The organism is Brachybacterium sillae (assembly GCF_025028335.1).
GTDB classification, from domain to species: domain Bacteria; phylum Actinomycetota; class Actinomycetes; order Actinomycetales; family Dermabacteraceae; genus Brachybacterium; species Brachybacterium sillae.
Map to the genome: position 1 here is coordinate 2,527,773 of NZ_JAFEUW010000001.1, position 20,857 is coordinate 2,548,629.

Annotated in this window: 23 protein-coding genes and 1 tRNA gene; 16 read left to right on the forward strand and 8 right to left on the reverse strand. The window is 72.2% G+C overall.

The window, feature by feature from the left end:
* Positions 1–24: 24 nt before the first annotated feature.
* The 8 genes from JSY14_RS11650 to JSY14_RS11685 all read left to right on the forward strand — a co-directional run bounded on the left by JSY14_RS11650 (position 25) and on the right by JSY14_RS11685 (position 5,919).
* Entirely contained in the window at positions 25–672 is a 648-nt protein-coding gene (locus JSY14_RS11650; protein WP_259559295.1) for a GNAT family N-acetyltransferase, read from the forward strand.
* A 56-nt stretch (positions 673–728) separates the two neighbouring features.
* Positions 729–920 carry a hypothetical protein gene (locus tag JSY14_RS11655; RefSeq protein ID WP_259559297.1) on the forward strand — a complete coding sequence of 64 codons (192 nt, stop codon included), beginning with the start codon at positions 729–731 and terminating at the stop codon, positions 918–920.
* 5 nt (positions 921–925) lie between these two features.
* Entirely contained in the window at positions 926–1,744 is an 819-nt protein-coding gene (locus JSY14_RS11660) for a hypothetical protein (protein WP_259559299.1), read from the forward strand.
* A gap of 58 nt (positions 1,745–1,802) precedes the next feature.
* Complete coding sequence (locus JSY14_RS11665; protein ID WP_259559301.1) at positions 1,803–2,756, forward strand: type III PLP-dependent enzyme domain-containing protein; 954 nt, start codon at positions 1,803–1,805, stop codon at positions 2,754–2,756.
* Positions 2,757–2,800: 44 nt separating this feature from the next.
* The gene (locus JSY14_RS11670) at positions 2,801–4,108 is read left to right on the forward strand and encodes a D-arabinono-1,4-lactone oxidase (protein WP_259559303.1); all 1,308 of its coding nucleotides are present in this window, start codon (positions 2,801–2,803) and stop codon (positions 4,106–4,108) included.
* Between the two features lie 47 nt (positions 4,109–4,155).
* Complete coding sequence (locus JSY14_RS11675) at positions 4,156–5,010, forward strand: inositol monophosphatase family protein (RefSeq protein ID WP_259559304.1); 855 nt, start codon at positions 4,156–4,158, stop codon at positions 5,008–5,010.
* Positions 5,011–5,148: 138 nt separating this feature from the next.
* Positions 5,149–5,221, forward strand: a tRNA-Ala gene (locus JSY14_RS11680).
* Between the two features lie 383 nt (positions 5,222–5,604).
* Positions 5,605–5,919, forward strand: coding sequence for a hypothetical protein (locus JSY14_RS11685; RefSeq protein ID WP_259559306.1), 315 nt, complete (start codon positions 5,605–5,607; stop codon positions 5,917–5,919).
* Between the two features lie 247 nt (positions 5,920–6,166).
* Here JSY14_RS11685 and JSY14_RS11690 read toward each other — a convergent pair whose 3' ends face one another.
* The 4 genes from JSY14_RS11690 to JSY14_RS11705 all read right to left on the reverse strand — a co-directional run bounded on the left by JSY14_RS11690 (position 6,167) and on the right by JSY14_RS11705 (position 8,960).
* The gene (locus tag JSY14_RS11690; protein ID WP_259559308.1) at positions 6,167–6,526 is read right to left on the reverse strand and encodes a glutaminyl-peptide cyclotransferase; all 360 of its coding nucleotides are present in this window, start codon (positions 6,524–6,526) and stop codon (positions 6,167–6,169) included.
* A gap of 379 nt (positions 6,527–6,905) precedes the next feature.
* The gene (locus JSY14_RS11695) at positions 6,906–7,166 is read right to left on the reverse strand and encodes a Txe/YoeB family addiction module toxin (protein WP_259559311.1); all 261 of its coding nucleotides are present in this window, start codon (positions 7,164–7,166) and stop codon (positions 6,906–6,908) included.
* A gap of 3 nt (positions 7,167–7,169) precedes the next feature.
* Positions 7,170–7,424, reverse strand: a complete 255-nt coding sequence (locus JSY14_RS11700) for a type II toxin-antitoxin system Phd/YefM family antitoxin (RefSeq protein WP_259559314.1) — start codon at positions 7,422–7,424, stop codon at positions 7,170–7,172.
* A gap of 222 nt (positions 7,425–7,646) precedes the next feature.
* The gene (locus JSY14_RS11705) at positions 7,647–8,960 is read right to left on the reverse strand and encodes an O-acetylhomoserine aminocarboxypropyltransferase/cysteine synthase family protein (RefSeq protein ID WP_432803659.1); all 1,314 of its coding nucleotides are present in this window, start codon (positions 8,958–8,960) and stop codon (positions 7,647–7,649) included.
* A gap of 187 nt (positions 8,961–9,147) precedes the next feature.
* Here JSY14_RS11705 and JSY14_RS11710 point away from each other — a divergent pair, with 187 nt between their 5' ends.
* Positions 9,148–9,849, forward strand: a complete 702-nt coding sequence (locus JSY14_RS11710; RefSeq protein ID WP_259559317.1) for an alpha/beta fold hydrolase — start codon at positions 9,148–9,150, stop codon at positions 9,847–9,849.
* A gap of 38 nt (positions 9,850–9,887) precedes the next feature.
* On the opposite strand, the gene JSY14_RS11715 is transcribed toward JSY14_RS11710, so the two are convergent.
* Positions 9,888–10,538: a class I SAM-dependent methyltransferase gene (locus JSY14_RS11715; protein ID WP_259559320.1), complete on the reverse strand. Its 651-nt coding sequence runs from the start codon at positions 10,536–10,538 to the stop codon at positions 9,888–9,890.
* A 52-nt stretch (positions 10,539–10,590) separates the two neighbouring features.
* Between JSY14_RS11715 and JSY14_RS11720 the strand changes: the two genes are divergently transcribed.
* The 3 genes from JSY14_RS11720 to JSY14_RS11730 all read left to right on the forward strand — a co-directional run bounded on the left by JSY14_RS11720 (position 10,591) and on the right by JSY14_RS11730 (position 12,610).
* Positions 10,591–11,142, forward strand: coding sequence for a LysR substrate-binding domain-containing protein (locus JSY14_RS11720; protein ID WP_259559321.1), 552 nt, complete (start codon positions 10,591–10,593; stop codon positions 11,140–11,142).
* Positions 11,143–11,194: 52 nt separating this feature from the next.
* The gene (locus JSY14_RS11725; RefSeq protein ID WP_259559324.1) at positions 11,195–12,025 is read left to right on the forward strand and encodes a uroporphyrinogen-III synthase; all 831 of its coding nucleotides are present in this window, start codon (positions 11,195–11,197) and stop codon (positions 12,023–12,025) included.
* 111 nt (positions 12,026–12,136) lie between these two features.
* Positions 12,137–12,610: an S-ribosylhomocysteine lyase gene (locus JSY14_RS11730; protein ID WP_259559325.1), complete on the forward strand. Its 474-nt coding sequence runs from the start codon at positions 12,137–12,139 to the stop codon at positions 12,608–12,610.
* A 31-nt stretch (positions 12,611–12,641) separates the two neighbouring features.
* On the opposite strand, the gene malQ is transcribed toward JSY14_RS11730, so the two are convergent.
* Complete coding sequence (gene malQ, locus JSY14_RS11735; protein ID WP_259559327.1) at positions 12,642–14,777, reverse strand: 4-alpha-glucanotransferase; 2,136 nt, start codon at positions 14,775–14,777, stop codon at positions 12,642–12,644.
* A 126-nt stretch (positions 14,778–14,903) separates the two neighbouring features.
* A complete protein-coding gene (locus tag JSY14_RS11740) occupies positions 14,904–16,490 on the reverse strand; it encodes a dolichyl-phosphate-mannose--protein mannosyltransferase (protein ID WP_259559337.1) in 1,587 nt (528 codons plus the stop codon).
* Between the two features lie 116 nt (positions 16,491–16,606).
* On the opposite strand from JSY14_RS11740, the gene rsmI reads away from it, so the two are divergent.
* The gene (gene rsmI, locus JSY14_RS11745; RefSeq protein ID WP_259559339.1) at positions 16,607–17,467 is read left to right on the forward strand and encodes a 16S rRNA (cytidine(1402)-2'-O)-methyltransferase; all 861 of its coding nucleotides are present in this window, start codon (positions 16,607–16,609) and stop codon (positions 17,465–17,467) included.
* A 137-nt stretch (positions 17,468–17,604) separates the two neighbouring features.
* Here the strand turns inward: rsmI and rpmF are convergent, their stop codons facing one another.
* Positions 17,605–17,775, reverse strand: coding sequence for a 50S ribosomal protein L32 (gene rpmF, locus JSY14_RS11750; RefSeq protein ID WP_259559341.1), 171 nt, complete (start codon positions 17,773–17,775; stop codon positions 17,605–17,607).
* A 417-nt stretch (positions 17,776–18,192) separates the two neighbouring features.
* Here rpmF and JSY14_RS11755 point away from each other — a divergent pair, with 417 nt between their 5' ends.
* Genes JSY14_RS11755 through JSY14_RS11765 form a run of 3 tightly spaced genes read left to right on the forward strand, consistent with a single transcriptional unit; the run spans position 18,193 to position 20,839 of the window.
* Complete coding sequence (locus tag JSY14_RS11755; RefSeq protein ID WP_349773614.1) at positions 18,193–19,026, forward strand: TatD family hydrolase; 834 nt, start codon at positions 18,193–18,195, stop codon at positions 19,024–19,026.
* The gene (gene rsmA / locus JSY14_RS11760) at positions 19,011–19,904 is read left to right on the forward strand and encodes a 16S rRNA (adenine(1518)-N(6)/adenine(1519)-N(6))-dimethyltransferase RsmA (RefSeq protein ID WP_259559343.1); all 894 of its coding nucleotides are present in this window, start codon (positions 19,011–19,013) and stop codon (positions 19,902–19,904) included. The genes JSY14_RS11755 and rsmA overlap by 16 nt, the downstream gene beginning before the upstream one ends.
* Complete coding sequence (locus JSY14_RS11765; RefSeq protein WP_259559345.1) at positions 19,901–20,839, forward strand: 4-(cytidine 5'-diphospho)-2-C-methyl-D-erythritol kinase; 939 nt, start codon at positions 19,901–19,903, stop codon at positions 20,837–20,839. Before rsmA ends, JSY14_RS11765 begins: the two co-directional genes overlap by 4 nt.
* Positions 20,840–20,857 lie beyond the last annotated feature (18 nt).

The following is a 20,857-nucleotide window of genomic DNA, read 5'->3' on the forward strand; positions in this document are numbered from 1 at the left end:
GGCACGCCGCCGTACGATCGGCCCATGCCCGACCTCTGGCCGTTCACGCTGCGCCACGGTGATCTCGAGTTGCGCCCGCTGCAGCGTCGTGACCGCCGGGCGTACGAGCGTCTGCGGGAGCACAACCGGGACTGGCTGGAGCCCTGGGATGTCACCGACCCCCATCTGGGGAGGTTGCGACCCCCCTTCGCCACTCTCCTGCGGTGGAGCCGTGACCAGGCGCGGCGGGGCGCCGGGTACTCGCTCGTCATCGTGGTGGATGGCCGGCTGGCCGGGCAGGTGTCCGCTTCCCCGGTGCTGCACGGTTCCATCTCGAGTGCGTCGGTGGGGTATTGGGTCGACCGTGGCGTCGCCGGCCGGGGGATCGCCCCTCGTGCTGTGGCGCTGCTCATCGAGCACCTGCTCGGGGCGATGGGGCTACACCGGGTGGAGGTGTGCATCCGGCCGGAGAACACCGCCAGTCTGCGGGTGGCACAGAAACTGGGGCTGCGGGATGAGGGGACCCGTGAGCGGTACCTGCACGTGGACGGTGCCTGGCGTGACCACCGCTGTTTCGCGGTGACCGCCGAGGAGCTCACGCCCGGGGTGCAGGGCGTCCACCCGCTGGTGCGTCTGTTGCAGTCCGACGCCGATGCCGACGGCCCCGCGCGGAGACCGCACGACGTCTCGTGACCGACACGCCCGCTCGGTGACCAGGGAAATCACATCGGTGTCATTAGTCTGGGGGAGTGGATTCCTTCAACCTCGGCGCGATCGCCTTCGCCCTCCTGCTGCTGCTGTGGGTGGCCTACGTCGTGCCGCGCGTCGCGGAGCGTCGGGACCTCGCCGGTGCGGCCCAGGAGGTCGCCCGCACCCGCAGTTCAGCCGCGGCCCGGGAGCTCACACCCCTCGCCCGCCCCCGCACGGATCCCCCGAGGTGACCACCATGTCCCACGACCGTCTGCTGATGCGCCCCGCCGATCCGACGGCCCGCCCGCGATTCCATGAGGACGGGGGCCGCGTCGTCGATCTCGAGATGCACGGGGAGCGCCGCCGCCGGGTGCTCCGCCTGGCGCTCGCCGCTCTCGCGCTGCTGACCATCGCGGCAGTGGTCGCCGCGATCGGCCCCCTGCCCTGGTGGGCCCCCGTGGCCCCCGGTGCGGCGCTCGTGGTGTTCATCGCGGCGCTGCGGCGCGCGGAGGTGCAGCGCCGTGCGGCCCGCGCCCGCGCCCGCGCGCTGGCTGAGGAGCGGGAGTGGACGCCCGGATCGGGCCGCTCCTCCCGGGACGGTGGAGCCGCCGCCGGCAGCACCGTGGTCCGCAGCAGTGCCGGACAGGTCGGCCCCCGCCATCTCGCCGACCCCTCCGGCCGCGGGGCCGTGTCGGCGTCGGCCGCCGGCGACACCGAGTTCGGCTCCGGGCGCGTCTCCGCTGCGGATGCGGATCACGTGTCCGACGCTGACGCCCCTCAGACCGCCCCCGCCCAGGCAGCCCGTGCGCTGCAGCCGGGGGAGTGGATGCCCCGCCCGGTGCCCGTTCCCACGTACTCGCTGCGCGGCGCGGTCGATGACCTGGGCACCCGCCATGACCAGCACCGTTCCATGGTCGCCGCGGTGACCGCGCTGGAGCGTGACGGAGTCGAGGAGATCGAGGCCGACGACGAGTCCCGCCGCGTGGGTTACCGTGTGGTCCCAGGAGCGGCCGCCGGCTTCGCCGCCCCGGCCGAGCTCCATCTCGACGAGGTGCTGGAGCGTCGGCGCGCCTGATCCGACGCGGGCACCGCATCGGTCGGGGTCCGCATCCGAGCCGGCTCGAGGGGGAGCCATGAGTCTCGCCGACCGCGTCCGCCACATCAAACACGCCCTGGACCGTGCCGGGGTATGCGAGCGGCCCGTCGTGGTCGTCGATCTCGATGCCTTCGATGCGAACGCCGGCGACCTGGTGCGCCGCGCCCAGGGTCGGCCGATCCGCGTGGCCTCCAAGTCTCTGCGGGTGCGGGTCTGGTGGAGCGGGCGCTCGCCGTCCCCGGCATGCAGGGGGTGCTCGGGTACACGCTTTGGGGCGCTGCGCTCCCCGGCGCGCACCCCCGAACAGCTCGCCGACCTCGCCCGTGAGGTCGTGCGCCGCCCGGCCCTGCACCTGGTGGGTCTGATGGCGTACGAGGGGCAGATCGCCGGGGTCGGGGACCGTGCCCGCACCCCCTACGGCCTGGCCGTGCGGACCATGCAGCGTCTGTCGGCGGCGGAGATCGCGCCCCGCCGCGCAGCGGCCGTCGCCGCTGTACGAGAGATCGCCGACCTCGAGTTCGTCAACGGTGGTGGCACCGGGTCCCTGGAGACCACGCGCACCGAAGAGGCCGTCACGGAGATCGCCGCCGGCTCCGGTCTCATCGGTTCCGCCCTGTTCGACGGCTACCGGGCCTTCACCCCCACCCCGGCGGTGCTGATGGGTTTCCCGGTGGTGCGCCGCCCCGCCCGCAACACCGCGACGCTGCTGGGTGGCGGCTGGATCGCCTCCGGTCCTGCCGGGGCCGACCGCCTGCCCACGATCGCCGTGCCGCAGGGCCTCAGCTACGCCCCGACGGAAGGACCGGGTGAGGTCCAGACCCCCGTGATCGGCCCCGCCGCGGACGCGCTGCGCCTGGGTGACCTGGTGTGGCTGCGCCACGCGAAATCCGGGGAGCCCGCGGAACATGCCCTGCGGTACCACGCCGTGCGCGGCGACGAGGTCGTCACCGCGCTGCCCACCTACCGCGGCGAGGGACAGTTCTTCCTGTGATCCGCGCCGGCGACCGCCCGGGGCCCGGCGACGAAGGAGTCACCATGACCACCCTCCCCACCCGCAACTGGTCCGGCGCCGTCGCACTGCGCCCGGCCGAGACGATCCTCGCGGCCTCGGAACGCGACGTCCTCGACGCCCTCGCCGCCGCCCGCCGACACGGCCACCCCCTGCGGGTCATCGGCGGTGGCCACTCCTTCACGCCACTGGCCGCGGCGGACGGGATCCTGCTGTCGCTGGACCGTCAACAGGGCGTGGTGCGGGTCGACGCGGAGACGGGGGAGGTCACGCTCCGTGCCGGTACCCGCCTGTGGCAGCTGCGCCAGCTGCTGGAGCCGTTCGGGCTGGCGCTGGCGAACATGGGGGACATCGACAAACAGTCCGTCGGCGGTGCGATCGCCACCTCCACCCACGGCACCGGCGCCGCCTTCACCGGATACGCAGCGATGGTCACCGGCCTGCGGATCGCCCTCGCCGACGGCAGCATCGTCGACCTGTCCGCCCAGCAGGAGCCCGAACTGTTCGAGGCCGCCCGCGTGAACCTGGGGGCGCTCGGGGTGGTGCTCGAGGTGACGATGCGGATGGTGCCGCGATTCCGCCTCGCCCTGCGGGAGGAGACCCGACCGCTGAGAGAGACGGTCGGTGGTTTCCTCGCCGACTGTGACCGCGACGACCACCGCGAGTTCTACTGGTTCGTCGGCACCGACCGCACCACCGTCCGGATCACCGACCGGGTGCCCGCATCGACCCCCCGCTCCCGCCCCCACCCGGTGGCGGAGTTTTTGAGCCGGGAGGTCCTCGCCAACGGGGTGTGGGAACTGGCGTGCCGGGCCGGTTCCGCGCTGCCCGCGGCCCGCGGGCCCGTGGCCGAGATCGGTTCGCGCCTGTTCGCCGGGGCCCCCTTCACGGATGATTCGCCGCGAGTGTTCACCGCCCCTTGCCGCGTGCGGTTCCACGAGTCCGAGTGGGCGATCCCCGCGGAACGGTTCCAGGAGGCCTTCACCGCACTGCGGGAGCGTCTCGCCGCGGAGCGGATGCGCGTGACCTTCCCGATCGAGGTGCGCCGTGTCGCCGCCGACGATGTGTGGCTGTCCACCGCCCACGGCCGGGAGAGCGTCTACATCGCCGCGCACCAGTACTACCGGCAGGATGCCACCGAGTACCTGCGCTTGGTGCAGGAGGTCATGACGTCGTTCGAGGGCCGCCCGCACTGGGGGAAGATGCACTGGTTGCGGGCCGAGCAGCTGCGGCCGCTGTATCCGAGGTTCGATGACTTCCTCACCCAGCGGGACCGGGTCGATCCCGACGGCGTGTTCCTCACCCCGTACCTGCGCAGCCTCCTCGGTCGCTGACCGCGGGTCGGGTCGTGCCTCGGTGCCCTGCCTCCTAGGCTGGAGCCATGAGCACCCCCGCCCCGTCCCAGATCCTCGACGCCTGCGCGGAGGCCGCCGCGCTCGCCTCAGATCACCTGCGCACCGTCGACACCCGCGGCCTCGCCCGTGAGGAGAAGACCGGGTTCCAGGACATCGTCACCGAGCATGACCGCGCCTGCGAGGGGATGATCGTCGCCCGGTTGCGTGACCTGCTGCCCCAGGCGCGGATCGTGGGGGAGGAGGGTGGCGCCCGTGACGCCGCCGACCAGGACCGCGGCGCCGCCTCGGGGCTGACCCTCTTCGTCGACCCGATCGACGGCACGAGTAATTTCGCCGCCGGGCTGCCGCTGTTCTGCGTGAGCATCGGCGCGGCCGTCGACGGACAGCTGGTGGCCGGCGTGGTCGATGCCCCTCTGCTGGGGCAGGTGTTCACCGCCGACGACGGACCCACGCGCCTGAACGGCCGCGACCTGCCGCCACGACCGACCCGCCCGGCGCACCAGGCGATGGTGCTCAGCGACTTCCCCTCTGCTCGGGATCTGCGCAGCATCCCGGAGGTCGCGCGACAGTGGCTCCCGCGGCTGCGCACCGAGCATTCCGCCGTGAGGGGTCTCGGCACGGCGGCCCTGGAACTCGCGTGGGTCGCCGCCGGATGGGCCGACGCCACCGCGCTCACCTCGATCAAGCCGTGGGACGTCGCGGCCGGGTTCCACCTGGTGCGGCAGGCCGGTGGCAGCGTGCGCACCTGGCCGGGCACCGGTAACCCCTCAGCCCCCGACCATGAGCGCCCCGCCTATGTGGCCTGCACCGGGCCCGAGCGGCTTCCGCTGCTGGATGAGCTGCAGGAGGACGTGCAGGCCGCCCGGCAGGTCACGAGCTGACGGCCGCGGATGAAGGCGCCCGCGCTGGCAGCGGCGAGCCGACAGCCGCCCTCGGGTGTGTGATCCTCGTCGCCGGGGCACGGCTGGGCGGCGGGTCGCCCCTGAGGGGTGCTAGGCTCGTACGGTCGCACGCGACACGGGGCTATAGCTCAGTTGGTAGAGCGTTTCGTTCGCAATGAAAAGGTCAGGGGTTCGATTCCCCTTAGCTCCACGGATACTGAGAGTCGCATCATCGTTGGAAAACGGTGGCGCGACTTTTCTGTTGGCTGGGGGCCACGGCTGGGACGGGGTGATCCCGGAGAGTACGGGCCGCAGCGCCGTGTCGGCGAGCCGTCGAACCGTGGAGCTGCCCAGGGGCACCGTTCCCCTCCCCGCGCCCCGAACGTCCCACCCCCGTGGGTCCGTTCCCCGTGGGTCCGGCCCCGCGACCCCGATGCGTGGAGGATTTCGTGGGGAATGGACGGCGGATTCCCCACGAAATCCTCCACGCGTGGAACGGGCCGGGTGTCGCGCCGGGCGTCGACCCCCGGGAAGCCTGCCGTCCAGCATCATGGTCTCCACGCGACGACACCCCAGCAGCGAGGGCAGGTGAGGATGGGCATCACACGAGACGACGTCGTGGCTGCGCGGGCGGAAGCGGCCCGTGCCCACAGCGAGGTGATGGGTGACCGCAACGCGTGCGCCCGCGCCAAGTCGGGAGAGGCATTCCCGGCCGGCAAGTTCTGGGAGGGGAAGACAGCCGCCCTCGGGGAACTGTTGCGCACCGCCGACGATGACCTGGTCGTCTCGGCGACACGCCTGCGGGACCAGTGGCAGGACAGGCCCGTCGCCGGGCCCGAAGGAGAAGCCCGCGCCTACCGGCAGGGCGGCGTGGACGCGCTCACCGAGCTGATCGCGGCGGCCTCCTGATGTCGCCCGGGGACAGCAATCCCCGGCCCGATCCGTTCACCCCGTCGCCGCGGCGAACCCCCGCTCCATCGCCCACTGATCCCGGGTCCCAGGTCCGCGCACTCCATGGTGTCGGGGGCCGCGCCTCCCGCAGTTCGACCGGCGCAAGGGGCGGGACGACGAGCCGGCCGATGCGGTCGCCGGCTGCCACCGTGGGGGCGCGGGCGATGCGTATGGTGGCGTGACGGGAGGCGGTCGTGGGGCCCTCTCAATCGCTCGGCAGTCGAACGAGATATGCGGATCGCCACTGCTTGCCGGTGACCCATACCAAGCCGGGGTCCTCGCCATCGGTGGCGATGCCGTTGAGCGCACGACGGTGGTCACCGGACCCCTTCGGGGTCTGTGTGCGCCGTTCGAGTTCAGCGATGTCGGAGAGGTCCCACGAACGAGAGACATCCCCGGTGGTCGGATCGACGAGGTGCAGGGTGGAGGAACCGTCAGGCACGGCCAGGATCGCCCCGTCCACCATGCACATCCCCCAGACCACGCCCGTGCTGGGGAGGGGATCGACGGACTCGTCTTCCGGTGCAACGCTCCAGGCCGTAGCGCCGTCGAGGCTACCGATCATCAGGTGGCCCTCCGAGGTGGCCGTGAGCCCTTCGGAGAAGGTCTCCCCGGGATGTCGAGTCGTTGCACCTCGTCTCCCGTGGATGGATCGAGAAGGCCAAAGGCCGATGTGCCGGAGGACGCGAGGGTCAGTGATCGATTGCGCGGGGCTTCCGGGTCGTCCACCACCGTCTGGGCCAGAAGGACTTTTCCGTCCACACGAACACTCTCGAACCCCTGGACCGTCTCGGGTGATACGGGGATCGATCTCACCACCTCGACATCTCCCTCACTCTGGAAGGCACACCCGACGGGAAGGAGATCCACCAGGGCGAGAGTGATGTAATGGCGCCGCACAGGCGCTATGGCCTGCGGTGAGCACGCCGGACTCGGCGCTTCCCTCACGGCCCGTAGTGATAGCGGCAGCTGGCGATGCGGATCTCATTCTGGACGACCTTGTAGACCAGTCGGTGCTCGTCGGTGATGCGTCTCGACCAGTAGCCGGAAAGTCCGTGCTTCAGTGCCTCGGGTTTTCCGATGCCCTCATTTCCGTTGCGGGAGATGTCCTTGATGAGTTGGTTGATGCGCTTGAGAGTGCGACGATCCTCGGTCTGCCACCACAGGTAGTCCTCCCAGGCCGCCTCATCCCAGACGAGGACCACGCCTCACTCCTCGATGAGGCCGTGACGGGTTCCGCCACCGCGCTCCAGGTTCTCGATGGAGTCCAGGAGTCGACGCGCGTTGGTGGGGGAGCGGAGAAGGTAAGCGGTCTCTCGCAAGGACTCATAGTCCGCCAGGGAGACGAGCACGACGGGCTCATGGCCGGCGCGCGTGATGATGGTCTCCTCCCGATTGTTCACGACATCATCGAGCACCTGCGCATAGTTCGCGCGAGACTCCGTGTAGCTCATGGTCTTCACAGCTCACCTCCTGTACGTGAAACTGTACAGAGGTGCTTGTCTCGCGGCAAGAGGTCTGAGGGGCTCCGCACACCCCAGACGCTCCCCACACGGCCTGGATCGCGCCGCCTGCCCCCGTCACGGGAGAAAGTCGCGTCTGCGCCTCCACCACCACCGGCGGATGCCGGATGGGGGTCGAGGCGGTCCCAGCGCGCTTACCCTCGCGAATTCGGCTCGACCCGCTCACCCCGCCGCCGCGGCGAAGCCCCGTTCCAGGTCGGCCAGGATGTCGTCGATCGCCTCGATGCCGACGGACAGCCGCACCAGACCGGGGGTGACTCCGGCGGCGCGCTGCTCGTCCTCGGTGAGCTGCGAGTGCGTGGTCGACGCCGGGTGGATCACCAACGACCGCACATCGCCGACGTTCGCCACGTGGTGGTGCAGCTGCAGGGCGTCGACGAAGCGGGCCCCGGCGTCACGGCCCCCGGCGATCTCGAACGCTACGATCGCACCCGCGCCCCGGGGCAGCAGCGTCGCGGCACGCTCACGCCACGGGCTGGTCGACGCCGAGGGGTGCGCCACCGACTCCACCTGCGCGTGCCCCTCCAGGAACTCGACCACGCGGCGGGCGTTGGACACATGCCGTTCCATCCGCAGCGACAGCGTCTCGAGCCCCAGGTTCACCAGGAACGCGTTGAACGGGGAGATCGCGGAGCCGTAGTCCCGCAGCAGCTGCACCCGCGCCTTGAGGATGTACGACAGATTCGCCCCCAGCGGCCCGTCCGCCCCCAGATCCCGCGCATACACGAGGCCGTTGTAGGAGGTGTCCGGTTCGGTGAAACCGGGGAACCGCTCCGGGTGGGCGCCGTAGTCGAAGCGGCCGGAGTCGACGATCACCCCGGCGATGGAGGTGCCGTGGCCCCCGAGGTACTTGGTGGCGGAATGGACGACCACGTCGGCACCGTGCTCGATCGGTTGCAGCAGGTACGGGGTGGCGAGGGTGTTGTCGACGATCAGCGGCACGCCGACCTCGTGGGCGATTCGGGAGATCCCCGGCACGTCGAGCACATCCCCGCGGGGGTTGCCGAGGGTCTCCCCGAAGAACGCCTTCGTGGTGGGCCGCACGGCACCGCGCCAGGCGTCGAGGTCGTCGGGATCCTGCACGAAGGTGGTCTCGATCCCGACCTTCGCCAGGGTGTGCTTGAACAGGTTCTGGGTGCCGCCGTACAGGGAGGCCGAGACGACGACATGATCACCGGCCCCGGCGAGGTTCAGGATCGCGAAGGACACCGCGGCCTGACCGGAGGCGAGCAGCAGCGCGCCGACCCCGCCCTCCAGCGACGCGATCTTCCGCTCCACCACATCCTGGGTGGGGTTGCCGATGCGGGTGTACAGGGGGTCGAGGTCGGCCAGGGCGAACCGGTCGGCCGCGACCTGCGAACTGGGGAAGTCGTAGGATGTGGTCTGCACGATCGGCAGTGCCGTCGCCCCGAAGGTGTGCGGCTGCTCGGAACCGGCGTGGATCTGGCGGGTCGCGAAATCCCAGGCGGAGCGGATGTCGGCGTCGGTGCTCACAGGGGCCTCCTCAGTGCGGTGCGGGACGGTCGCTGCCCGAGCCTGGCACGCGGTTCCACACGACGGCCATCTCCTGTTCACACGCCGTCACGCCGGCCCCACCCCACTCACCCAGCACGGGCCCCTGCCATGACCGCATGCCGCACAGCCCCGGAGCACCCACTCCCGCATGACCCGCTCCGTCGTCCTCATCCACGCCGTGCGCTCCTCCCCGACGATGTGGGAGGGGCAGGAACGCCGTCTGCGGGACCGCCGGTTCCATGTGGAGGCCCCCAGCCTCCCCGGTCACGGCGAGCGGCCCGGGGAGCAGTTCACCCCGGAGGGTGCGCTGGCGACGATCGGTACGGCCGTCGCCCGGTGCCCGGAGCCGCCGGTCCTCGTCGGTCTGTCGCTCGGCGGCTACCTCACGCTCCATTGGGCTGCGCAGTCACCCGGGCGGCTGCATGCGGTGGTCGCCGCCGACTGCACAATCGTGCCCGGCCCGGCCCTCGCGGGCGCCTACGGGGCGTGGCTGCTGGCGAAGGACCTGCTGCCGCGGGACTCCGACGCCCGCTCCCACCGCACCTTCGCGCGAGTGAACTCCCGCAAGGCCGCCGAGCGGTACTACGGAGGGGGTCGTGCCCACGGGGTGGTGCGGGGTGTCACCCGCATGGTCGGGGGCATCGACCTGCTGGCCGACATCGCCGCGATCGACATGCCGATCACCTTCGTCAACGGTGAGCACGACCCGTTCCGCCGTCACGAGCAGCGCTGCCAGGCCGCGGCGCGGGAGGGTCGGCTGCGGATCCTCGAGGACGCCGGTCACATTGCGAACCTCAACCGGCCCAAGCGCTTCACCCGCATCATCGTCGACGCCGCCCGCGCCACCTGAGCGACCACGGTGCGGCGACCGGCCCGCCGGGAGGTGAGTCAGCGTCGCCGGGTGCGCAGCACCAGGTCCCAGCGATGCCCGGCGCCCTGCCCGGTGGGGACATGGCGTTCGCGGCGTTCCTCCGTGTCGATGACCCAACTCTCATCCAGGACGGCGCGCACCTCGGCGGGATCGGTGACGATCTCCCGCAGGACGTGGTGATGATGCTCGTCGTCGGCGGCGAGGTCGTGGTGGACGAACAGGAGGGTCCCGCCGGGTGCCACCAGACCGGCCAGACGGTGGAGCGCTGCGGCACTCTGCTCCCGGGGGATCACCGGGTACATCGCCGAGACGAGGTCGAATCCCTCAGGGGGAAGGTCCGCCTCCAGGAACGGGGCCACGAGGGTGTGGAGGGTGACACCGGCCGCCTCGGCGGCGTTCTCGGCACGCTCCACGGCACGGCGGGAGATGTCCAGGGCCGTCACCTCCCACCCCTGGGCGGCGAGCCAGACCGCGTCGGCACCCTCACCGCAGCCCACGTCGAGAGCGCGGCCAGGGCGAAGGGCGGAGACCTCGGTGGTCAGCGAAGTATTCGGGGCGCCGCTCCAGATGGCGGTCCCGGCGTACCGGGCGTCCCAATGGGCGGCGGAGAACCGATCCTCGGGCGTCTCGGAAGTGGCGGGCGGGGTGTCCGGGGGAGAGGTCGACATGAGGACCATTGTCGTCCCTGGCGGCGCCGGTCCCGCCGTCTACGCTGGGCGCATGTCCCACCCTGTGCTGCGCGTCGGCTTCGTGCCCGGTGTCGAACCCGACCGGTTCCTGCGACGCTGGCGCACGGGACGCCGACCGGCCCGTCTGGAGCTGTTGCCGGTGGCGTGGAGCCGCCAGGAGGAGGCCCTCGTCGGCGGGGAGGTCGACATGGTCTTCGCGCGCCTGCCCCTGAACAGCCCCGAGCCCCTGCATGTGGTGCCGTTGTGGGAGGAGCGGCCCGTGGTGGTCGTCGCCCGAGACAACGTGCTGACCGTCCTCGATGACCTCGGTGCGGATGACCTCACCGAGGAGGTCGAGATCCCCGCCCAGTCCCTCGATGACGCCGCGGACCGCATCGCCGTGGTCGCCACCGGCGTCGGGTATGCGCCGATGCCGATGTCGCTGGCGCGGCTGCACCACCGCAAGGACACCGAGCATCGGGTGCTGCGCGACGCGAAACCGACCCGCGTCGCCCTGGTGTGGCCTCGGGAGGCCGACGACCCGATCCGGCAGGAGTTCGTCGGGGTGGTGCGGGGTCGCACGGCCCGCTCCTCCCGCAGCTGAACAGGGCTGTTCGGCCCGGGGGCGCCGGTGCTCCTCTGCCTACGATGGTCGGATGAGCCCCGACGCCCCACGCCTCGCCCTCGCCGGTCTGCGCATCGGTGTCACCAGCCACCGTCGTGCCGAGGACCTCATCACCGCTCTGGAACGGCAGGGTGCGGAGGTGCTGCACGCCGCCACCATGCAGATCGTCCCGGTCGAGGACGATGCCGAGCTGATCGCCGAGACGGAGCGGATGCTCGCCGCCGATCCCCGTGTGCTGCTGGTGACCACCGGCCAGGGGTTCCGCGACTGGCTGGCCGCTCTGCCGTCTCCGCTGCGGGACCGCACCGAGGTGCAGATCCGCAGCAGCCGCCTGTTCTGCCGCGGGGCGAAGGCCCGCGGCGCGGTCGCCGGTGCCGGTTTCGGTTCCTGGCCCGCCGCACCGGGGGAGACCACACAGTCGCTGGTGGACCTGGCGCTCCAGGCCGGGGTGGCGCACGAGCCCGTCGCCCTGCAGCGCCACGGGTGGCTCGACCCGGTGCAGGTGGAGCGGTTGCGGGCGGCAGGCTGCAGCCTGCACGTCGTCCAGCCGTACCGGTGGGTGCCCGGCCCGGACCCGGCGGCTGTCGACGCCCTGATCGACGAGGTGCTCGCAGACCGTCTCGATGCCCTCACCTTCACCGCCGCCCCCGCCGTGGACGCCCTGGGGGAGGCGGCGGATCGTCGCGGGCTGCGCGGGGACCTGCTCGAGGCTTTGCGTTCCGGCCGCTGCCGGGCGGTCGCGGTGGGCCATGTCACCGCTCAGCCGCTGCAGGCCGCCGGTATCACCCCGATCACCCCGGAGCGGGAGCGCATGGGGGCGATGGTGAAGCGCATGATCGAGGTGCTCGGCGCCCCGGGGTGAGGCACGGGCAGCGCCGCGCCGCGTCAGCGGCCGCCGCCACCGACGTAGATTCGTGTCGCACGACGCGGCCTCGGGCCGCACCCCCGTTCGACCACTCGAAGGAGCCGACCGATGACCGACCGCATGAACGTCGAGAGCTTCAACCTCGACCACCGCGCCGTGCGCGCCCCGTACGTGCGGATCGCCGACCGCAAGCAGCTGACCGGCGGGGACGTGCTCACCAAGATCGACGTCCGTTTCACCCAGCCGAATACCGCGCATCTGGAGTCCGAGACGGTGCATTCGCTGGAGCATCTGATGGCGGAGCTGCTGCGCAACCACACCGACGCCGTCATCGACGTCTCGCCGATGGGGTGCCGCACCGGGTTCTACGCGCTGCTGCTGGGTGAGGTGACCACGGAGGATTTCGCCCCGCTGCTGGAGGCGACGCTGCGGGACGTGCTCGATGCCACCGAGGTGCCCGCCGCGAACGAGGTGCAGTGCGGCTGGGGCGCCCACCACACCCTGGAGGGGGCGCAGGCCGCCGCGCGTGAGTTCCTCGCCCAGCGTGACCAGTGGCTCGAGGTGTTCCCCGCAGACAACTGACCGCGCCGCCCGGGGCGCCCCGGTGGGGGACTCAACCCCGGGCGGCCTCCGCGGCGCTGATCTCCTGCCGTACCGCGCCGAGCAGCCGGGCGGTGCGCTCATCGGCGGCGAGGTCCTCCAGCATCACCGGGCGGCCGCCGCTGTCCCCGAGGGGGATGCGCCAGTTCGGGTACTCCTCGTCGGTGCCCGGCTGGTTCTGCATCCGCCGCTCACCGACGCAGTCCACCAGCGACACCCCGAGCAGCAGGGACGGGGCGGCGGCCAGATGCCGGTGCAACGCGATGATGGTCTCCTCCTCGCCGGCGCCGTCGGTCAGCAGACCCTCGGCCCGCACCGCGTCGAGCATGCGCTCCTGGGCGGCGCGATCGGCGGCGGCCTCCTCCTCGACGTCCCGTTCCAGGAGTCCCAGCTCGTGCCGCACCCGCACATGGTCCCCGGCCAGGTATCCGGCGGTCGGCGGCAGATCGTGGGTGTTCACGCTCGCCAGGCACAGTCGGCGGTACTGCGACGGAGGCAGCGGCCGCCCCTCGGAGTCGTTCTCGAACCACAGGATCGACGTGCCGAGGATCCCGCGGTCCGCGAGGTACTCCCGCACCCACGGCTCGAAGGTGCCGAGGTCCTCACCGATGACGATGGTGCCGGAGCGCTGCGCCTCCAGCGCGAGGATCCCCACCATCGCCGCATGGTCGCCGTACACGTAGGTGCCGTCGGTGGGCGAGTTGCCCTCCGGGATCCACCACAGACGGAACAACCCCAGCACATGGTCGATCCGCAGCGCCCCCGCATGCCGCATCAGGGAGCGCAGCATGTCCCGCCACGGCCGGTACCCGGCGCGGCGCAGACCCTCGGGATGCCACGGCGGCTGGTCCCAGTTCTGGCCCTGCTGGTTGTACTGGTCCGGCGGGGCGCCGACGCCGACGCCCTGCACCAGGGCGCCGCGCAGCATCCACGCATCGGCGCTGGTCTGCTCCACCCCGACGGCGAGGTCATGCATGATGCCGATCCGCATGCCGGCGGCCCGCGCGGCCGCCTGCGCCCCGCGCATCTGCTCATCCAGGAGGAACTGCACCCACGCGTGGTAGCGGATCCGCTCCGGGTGGTCGCGCCGGGCGGCATCGACGACCGCATCCTCCAGGTCGCGCAGCGATGCCGGGTCCGTCACCCGCAGCCCCTCGGCGACGGTGCACCAGGTGGCGAAGTCCTCCAGGCCCTTCCCCTCGCGTCGGCGGTAGGCCTCGAACAGGGCCTCCCGTGCCGGGTCCATCCCCCGTGCGTACAGCTCCTCCAGGGCGGCGCGCTTCGCCTCCAGCACCGGATCGCGCTCCAGCAGCCGGCCGTCCGCGTTCGCGGCGCGGGCCTCCTCGGCCAGCAGACCGAACCGCTGCCGGGCGAACTCCGGCAGGTCCCGGTACTCCGGGACATCCTCGATGCGCAGGTAGATCGGGTCGGTGAACCGCCGGGTCACCGGCAGGTACGGGGAGGGCTCCACCGGCGGTGCCGGGTAGGAGGCGTGCAGCGGATTCACCAACAGGAAGTCCGCGTCGTGATGGGCACCGGTGAGGGTGGCGAGGTCGCGCAGATCCCCGAGGTCGCCCAGCCCCCAGGAGCGTCGCGACCGCACCGAGTACAGCTGCGCCTGCACCCCCATCGCGCGGTGCGCACCGAGCGCCTCCACCGTGGTCAGCCGCGCCGGCGTCACCACCAGGTCGGCCTCCACGTCACCGCGCTCGGTGCGGGCCACCACCCGGTGCCAGCCCAGCGGCATCCCCACCGGCAGGCGGAACGACGCCTGTCCGAACCAGGCGCCCTCGACCTCCTGCGGCGGGGTGTCGTCCTGCACCTGCTGCAGGTCGGCCCGGGTCCCGTCCTCCCACACCACGTGCACCGTCACGGCGCTGCCGTGGGGCACGTGCACGGGGAGGGTGCTCTCGCGGTCCTGCCGCGACACCGTGATCTCCGGCAGAGTGCGCAGCCAGGCTTCGCGGTGCCGCTCGGTGCGGATGCGGGTGATGTCGGTGGAGTCGCGCACGTCATGGCCCAGAGCGGCCAGCACCTTCAGCAGCGTCTGCTCCGACACCTCCTTGCGGGTGCCGTCCCAGCCCCAGTAGTCGGTGCCGACTCCGAGGTCGCGGGCGAGGTCACGCAGGGCGCGGGGATCCACAGACATGGGCACATCGTATCGGCGGGCGCCACACTCCAGACCCCCAGGAGCACCGGTCCGTGACCCACGCGGCCGCGACCCGGGAAGGCCGGGGGCGCCGACACCACGGCCATGCCCGACACCCTGCGGAGGTCACGGCCAGCTGGGCAGCCACATCCTCCACTGCCACTGTGACTGGTCGATCACCTGGCCCGTCCAGATCGGCCAGAAGAACGCCGAGACGAGCACCATCAGCGTCAGCAGGGACCCCACCACCAGCGCCCCGGCCAGGCGGCGATCCGACGACGCTTGCGGCGGCCCCAGCACCAGACCCAGCACATACACCAGGCACAGGATCAGGAACGGCTCGAACACCACCGCGTAGAAGGTGAACACCGTGCGATCGAGGTACAGGAACCATGGGGCATAGCCCGCGACCACCCCGGCCAGGGCCGCTGCGGGGCGGCCGTCGCGCCGCACGATCGCCGCGATCAGCGCGACCAGAAGGCAGACGGTGCCCAGCCACCAGATCGCCGGATTCCCCAGCGCCACCACCTGGGCCGCGCACTTGGCGACCTGGCATCCGGCCTGCCCGTAGTCGAATTCGCGGTAGTAGAAGTTCGTCGGACGGATCTGCAGCAGCCAGCCCACCGGGCTCGCCTCATACGGGTGCTCCGCATCCAACGAGACGTGGAACTCGTAGGCACTGGCGTGATAGTGCCACAGGGAGCGCAGGGCCCCCAGCACGGGACCCGACTCCGGCGCCTCGGTGCGCCACCACCGCCGGCCGTAACCCTTATCGGTCGCGAACCATCCGGCCCACGAGGCGATGTACGTCAGCAGGGCACCACCGACCATCGCCACGAACGCGGGGATCGCGTCGCGCACCAGGCCCGCCAGGAACCAGTGACGCTCACCGACAGCGCGACGCGCCGCCCAGTCCCACACCACGGTGAGGATGCCGAACACCGCCAGGACATACAGCCCCGACCACTTCACCCCGCACGCCAGGCCCAGCAGCACGCCGGCGGTCAGACGCCACGGCCGCAGGCCCCCGGCCACCCCGAGCGCGGACCCGTCGAGGCCCCGTGCCACCTGCTGCACCAGGCGTTCTCGAAACGCGTCGCGATCCAGCAGCAGGCAGCCGAACGCCGCCAGCACGAAGACCATCAGGACCAGATCCAGGAGGGACGTGCGGGATTCCACCAGGTGCAGGCCGTCGATCGCCAGCAACAGACCCGCCATCGCCCCGAGCGCCGTGGAGCGCAGCAGCCGCCGACCGATCCGCGCCAGCATCAGCACCGAGAGGGAGCCGAGCACCGCGACCGACAGCCGCCATCCCCAGGAGGAGTCCGCTCCCAGCAGTGCCATGCCCGCGCCGATCACCCACTTGCCGACCGGCGGGTGCACCACGTAGGCGCCCTCCGGCAGGTAGGTGTCGACCCGTCCGGCCTCGAACGCCGGGTTCGGCTCCTCCGGCCAGGCCATCTCCACCCCGTTCTGCCACAGGGTGTAGCCGTCCTTCACGTAGTACGTCTCGTCGAAGATCAGCTCGTGGATGTCCCCCAGATGCCAGAACCGCAGCACCACCGCGAGGGCCGTCACCGCCAGCGCCGGTAGCCACGCCGGCCATCCGCCGGAGAGGGGGACGATGCCGAGACGACGACGCAGCTCGTCCTCCCGGGCGGCGATGCTGCGGGGATCCTCGGCGCGGTGGGTGGGGGCGTCGGCGGCAGGCACCCGGCCATGCTAGGTCACCGGGTTGCCGCGTCGACCGGGATGCCTCCGTGACCGGACCGCTGTCACGACCGGGCCGTGGGGCGCGGTGTCGCACCGCCCGGCCCTACGATCGAGGAATGCTGGAGCCCGGAGTGCTGACCCTCGCCGCCACCCCCATCGGGAACCCCCTTGACGCGTCACAGCGTCTGGTGCGGGCCCTGCAGGAGGCCGATGTGCTCGCGGCCGAGGACACCCGGCGTCTGCGCCGCCTCCTCAGCGAGCTCGACGTCACCGCCGCCGCCCGGGTCATCTCCTACTACGAGCACAACGAGTCCGCGCGGGCCGCGGAGATCGTCGAGGCCGTGCGGGACGGGAAACGGGTGGTGATCGTCACCGATGCCGGGATGCCGACGGTGTCCGACCCCGGGTACCGGGCGGTGCGCGCGGTGATCGACGCCGACCTGCCGGTGACCGTCCTGCCGGGTCCGTCCGCGGTGCTCACCGCGCTCGCCGCGAGCGGCTTGCCCACCGACCGCTTCGCCTTCGACGGGTTCCTGCCCCGCACGGAGGGGAAACTGCGGGCGGCGGCCCGCGCCCTGCGCGACGAGCGCCGCACGGTGGTGCTGTTCGAATCCCCGCGCCGCACCGCCGCGACCCTCGCGGTGCTGCGTGACGAGATCGGCCCCGATCGACCGGCGGCCCTCGCAAGGGAGCTGACCAAGACGCATGAGGAGGTGGTGCGCGGCACCCTCGCCGAGCTTGCCGAGCATGCCGACGCCACCGAGGTGCTGGGGGAGGTGGTGCTGGTGATCAGCGGGGCCGACGAGGTGAGCCCCCGGCCGGAGGATCTCCTCGACGAGGTGCTGCAACGTGCCGCCGCGGGGGAGCGGCTGAAGGACGCCGCGAAGGCCGTCGCCGCCGGACGGTCGGGGATCAGCGCCCGCGACCTGTACGAGCGGGCGCTCGCCGCCCGGCAGGACGGTGGCCCCACAGCCTGACGCAGCAGCCCGGGAGCCCTCCCGCAGAGATGCGGTGAGCCCCGGTCCGCAGGGGACCGGGGCTCACCGGTGGTCAGGATCGGGCGGCGTCGTCTCGGCGACCGGCCTCGCCCGGGGCGCCCGAGGGCGCCGCGGGATCAGTCGTCGATCTGCAGCAGACCGCGCTGGTACGCCTTGGCCAGGCGACGCGGCACGGAGGCGGTGCGACCGCGCACGGTGACCTGCACCAGGTCGGCGGCGCTGGCCTTCCACTGGGCGCGGCGCGAGCGGGTGCGGGCCCGCGACATCTTGAACTTGGGCACTGCCATGGGAACGCTCCTTGCGACGATGTGGCGATGAGTCCGGGGCGGTGCGACCCCGCAGGCTCCCCGGGGACAGCCCGACGGAGGGGTCACCCGGGCGCGCAGGAGCACGCACAACAGCACCCCATTGTGCCACAGGGGGCCCGCCCCGTCCCCGGTCACGGCGGTGACCTCCACCACCGCCCAGGCGCATGGCCGGTGGCAGGGACGCCCCGCACCGGCCGTCGCCCGCCGCCCAGGAAGCGGACGCCGGGGTGCGACCTGCGGGGTGCCAGCGGTTCAGCACCCCCGGTGGGCGCCTCCTACCATGGGGGACATGTCGAGCACCTCGTCGAGCCCGGTGCACGCCCGCGCGGAGGTCGACTCCTCCGGTCGTGAGCGTGACCGCTCCTGGCCCCCATCCCGGACCCGCTGCCGTTCCCGGTGATCGACGACCACTGCCACCTGGACTTCGCCGACGGCGACGAGGAGATGGATGTCGCCGAGCATGCCCGGCGTGCCGCCGCCGCAGGGGTCGACGGCCAGATCACCATCGGCTGCGATCTGCCCGGGGCGCGCTGGACCGCCCGCCTGATGCAGGATCCCGCCCGTCCCGACAGCCTGCGCGGGGGCGTCGCCCTGCACCCCAACGACGCCGCCCTGCATGCCCGCGGTCACGACCACGACGGCACGCCCCTGGTGCCGCTCGACGAGGCTCTGGCGGAGATCGCCGACCTCGCCCGCACCCCCGGGATCATCACCGTCGGGGAGACGGGGCTGGACTGGTTCCGCACCTCCCGCCGCGAGGAACGGGCCCGCACCGCCCAGATCGACGCGTTCCGTGCGCACATCGCTCTGGCCAAGGAACTCGGCCTGCCGATGCAGATCCACGACCGGGACGCCCACCGCGACGTCCTCGAGGTCCTCGATGCCGACGGTGCCCCCGAGCGCGCCGTGCTCCACTGCTTCTCCGGGGACGCCGAGTTCGCCCGGGAATGCGTCGACCGGGGGTTCTACCTCTCCTTCGCCGGGACCATCACCTTCAAGAACTCCGACGGGGTGCGGGCCGGCTGTGCGGAGGCCGGACCCGGCCGGATCCTGGTGGAGACCGACGCCCCGTTCCTCACCCCCGTCCCGTACCGGGGTCGCCCCAACTCCAGCTACCTGATCCCGCTGACGATGCAGACCATCGCCGAGGTGACCGGGCAGACCCTCGAGGACGCCTGTCGGTCGGTGCGTGCCACCGCCACCGAGGTGTACGGATGGCCGGCGGCATGACCGCCGCGCCGAGCCCAGGGCTGCTTAGCGGACGCGACCTGCGCGATCTCGCCGACGCCGCCGGCATCCGCCCCAGCAAGCAGCGCGGCCAGAACTTCCTCACCGACCCCAACACGGTGCGCGGCATCGTCGAGCGCGCCGACCTGCCGGACGCCGCCACCGTGCTGGAGGTCGGCCCGGGGCTGGGGTCCCTCACCCTCGGTCTGCTGGAGGCCGGTGCCGACGTGGTCGCCGTCGAACTCGACCGCGGACTCGCCGAGCTGCTGCCCGTCACGCTCCGGGCCCGCGGTGTCGCCGAGGACCGCTGGAGCGTCATCCACCAGGACGCCCTCACCCTCACCGAGCTGCCGGCCACACCCCGCGGCCTGATCCCGACACGGTTGGTGGCGAACCTCCCGTACAACGTGGCCACCCCCATCCTGCTGACCCTCCTGGAGCGGTTCCCCGCCCTGGAGGCGGCGCTGGTGATGGTGCAGTCGGAGGTGGTGGACCGCCTGGCCGCCGGTCCCGGTTCCCGCATCTACGGCGCCCCCAGCGTGAAGACCGCGTGGTACGGCACCGCCCGCCGGGTGGGGGAGATCTCCCGCCAGGTGTTCTGGCCGGTCCCGAATGTCGACTCCTCCCTGGTGGAGGTGCGGCGTCACCCGCAGCCACTGGGTACCGAGGCCGAGCGGGAGCACACCTTCGCCGTGGTGGATGCCGCGTTCCTGCAGCGTCGCAAGACCCTGCGTGCCGCCCTCGCCGGATGGGCGGGCAGTGCCCCGCGTGCCGGGGACGTGCTCGCCGCCGCCGGGATCGACCCGGCCGCCCGGGGAGAGACCCTCACCTGTGCCCAGTTCCTCGAGATCGCCCGCGCCGATGCGGAGGTGCCTCGATGAGCACGACGATGTCCCCAGAGCGCCGGCGCGTGGTCGCCCAGGCCCCGGGGAAGATCAACCTCTCCCTGCACGTCGGCGCCGTCGACCACCGCGGATACCACGCCCTGGCCACCGTGTTCCAGGCAGTGGATCTGATGGAGACCGTCACCGCGCAGGCCGCCGATGACCTCCACCTCACCGTCACCTCCCATGTCGACGGGGACGTTCCCACCGACGGCACGAACCTCGCCCTGCGCGCCGCCCGTCTGCTGCAGCAGGAGCATAGGATCACCGCCGGAGCCGCCCTGCACATCGACAAGACCGTCCCGGTCGCGGGTGGCATGGGCGGCGGCTCGGCTGACGCTGCCGCGGCCCTGGTCGCCCTGAACCGCCTGTGGGAGCTTGATCTGGAACCCGCCGCGCTGCGGGAGCTCGGCGGGCGCCTCGGCGCCGACGTGCCCTTCGCCCTCACCGGCCACACCGCCCTGGGACGCGGCAACGGCGACGACCTCAGCCCGCTGCTGGTGACGGGGGAGTGGCACTGGGTGCTCGCGGTGCCCGGGGGACACCTGTCCACCCCCGAGGTGTATCGCACGCACGACGAGCTCGTCCGGCAGGCGGGACGGGAGCCGGCCGCGGTGCCCGAGCCCGACGACCGGCAGGTGCAGGCGCTGCGGTCCGCGGACGTCGCCCTGCTGGGGGAGACGCTCCACAACGATCTGCAGGCCGCGGCGTTCCACCTCCGCCCCGGCCTCGCGCCGGTGTGCGAGCTGGCGGAGGGCTCCGGGGCCTACGGGGCGCTGGTCTCAGGGTCCGGGCCGACGATCGCGGTGCTCGCCGGGGATGCTGACCATGCCGCGCAGCTGGCGGCCCTCCTGCGTGCCGAGGGCGTGGCGCAGCAGTGTCTGACCACCACCGGCTCCGCTCCCGGTGCCCGGGTGATCAGCGAGGAGTAGACGGGGCCCGAAGGGGGA

Bases quoted from the DNA above. Each gene is read 5' to 3' on its own strand.
- JSY14_RS11650 (WP_259559295.1), top strand. From the start codon at position 25: ATGCCCGACCTCTGGCCGTTCACGCTGCGCCACGGTGATCTCGAGTTG.
- JSY14_RS11660 (WP_259559299.1), top strand. From the start codon at position 926: ATGTCCCACGACCGTCTGCTGATGCGCCCCGCCGATCCGACGGCCCGC.
- JSY14_RS11665 (WP_259559301.1), top strand. From the start codon at position 1,803: ATGAGTCTCGCCGACCGCGTCCGCCACATCAAACACGCCCTGGACCGT.
- JSY14_RS11670 (WP_259559303.1), top strand. From the start codon at position 2,801: ATGACCACCCTCCCCACCCGCAACTGGTCCGGCGCCGTCGCACTGCGC.
- JSY14_RS11675 (WP_259559304.1), top strand. From the start codon at position 4,156: ATGAGCACCCCCGCCCCGTCCCAGATCCTCGACGCCTGCGCGGAGGCC.
- JSY14_RS11685 (WP_259559306.1), top strand. From the start codon at position 5,605: ATGGGCATCACACGAGACGACGTCGTGGCTGCGCGGGCGGAAGCGGCC.
- JSY14_RS11690 (WP_259559308.1), bottom strand. From the start codon at position 6,526: ATGATCGGTAGCCTCGACGGCGCTACGGCCTGGAGCGTTGCACCGGAA.
- JSY14_RS11710 (WP_259559317.1), top strand. From the start codon at position 9,148: ATGACCCGCTCCGTCGTCCTCATCCACGCCGTGCGCTCCTCCCCGACG.
- JSY14_RS11715 (WP_259559320.1), bottom strand. From the start codon at position 10,538: ATGTCGACCTCTCCCCCGGACACCCCGCCCGCCACTTCCGAGACGCCC.
- JSY14_RS11720 (WP_259559321.1), top strand. From the start codon at position 10,591: ATGTCCCACCCTGTGCTGCGCGTCGGCTTCGTGCCCGGTGTCGAACCC.
- JSY14_RS11725 (WP_259559324.1), top strand. From the start codon at position 11,195: ATGAGCCCCGACGCCCCACGCCTCGCCCTCGCCGGTCTGCGCATCGGT.
- JSY14_RS11730 (WP_259559325.1), top strand. From the start codon at position 12,137: ATGACCGACCGCATGAACGTCGAGAGCTTCAACCTCGACCACCGCGCC.
- malQ (WP_259559327.1), bottom strand. From the start codon at position 14,777: ATGTCTGTGGATCCCCGCGCCCTGCGTGACCTCGCCCGCGACCTCGGA.
- rsmI (WP_259559339.1), top strand. From the start codon at position 16,607: ATGCTGGAGCCCGGAGTGCTGACCCTCGCCGCCACCCCCATCGGGAAC.
- rpmF (WP_259559341.1), bottom strand. From the start codon at position 17,775: ATGGCAGTGCCCAAGTTCAAGATGTCGCGGGCCCGCACCCGCTCGCGC.
- rsmA (WP_259559343.1), top strand. From the start codon at position 19,011: ATGGCCGGCGGCATGACCGCCGCGCCGAGCCCAGGGCTGCTTAGCGGA.
- JSY14_RS11765 (WP_259559345.1), top strand. From the start codon at position 19,901: ATGAGCACGACGATGTCCCCAGAGCGCCGGCGCGTGGTCGCCCAGGCC.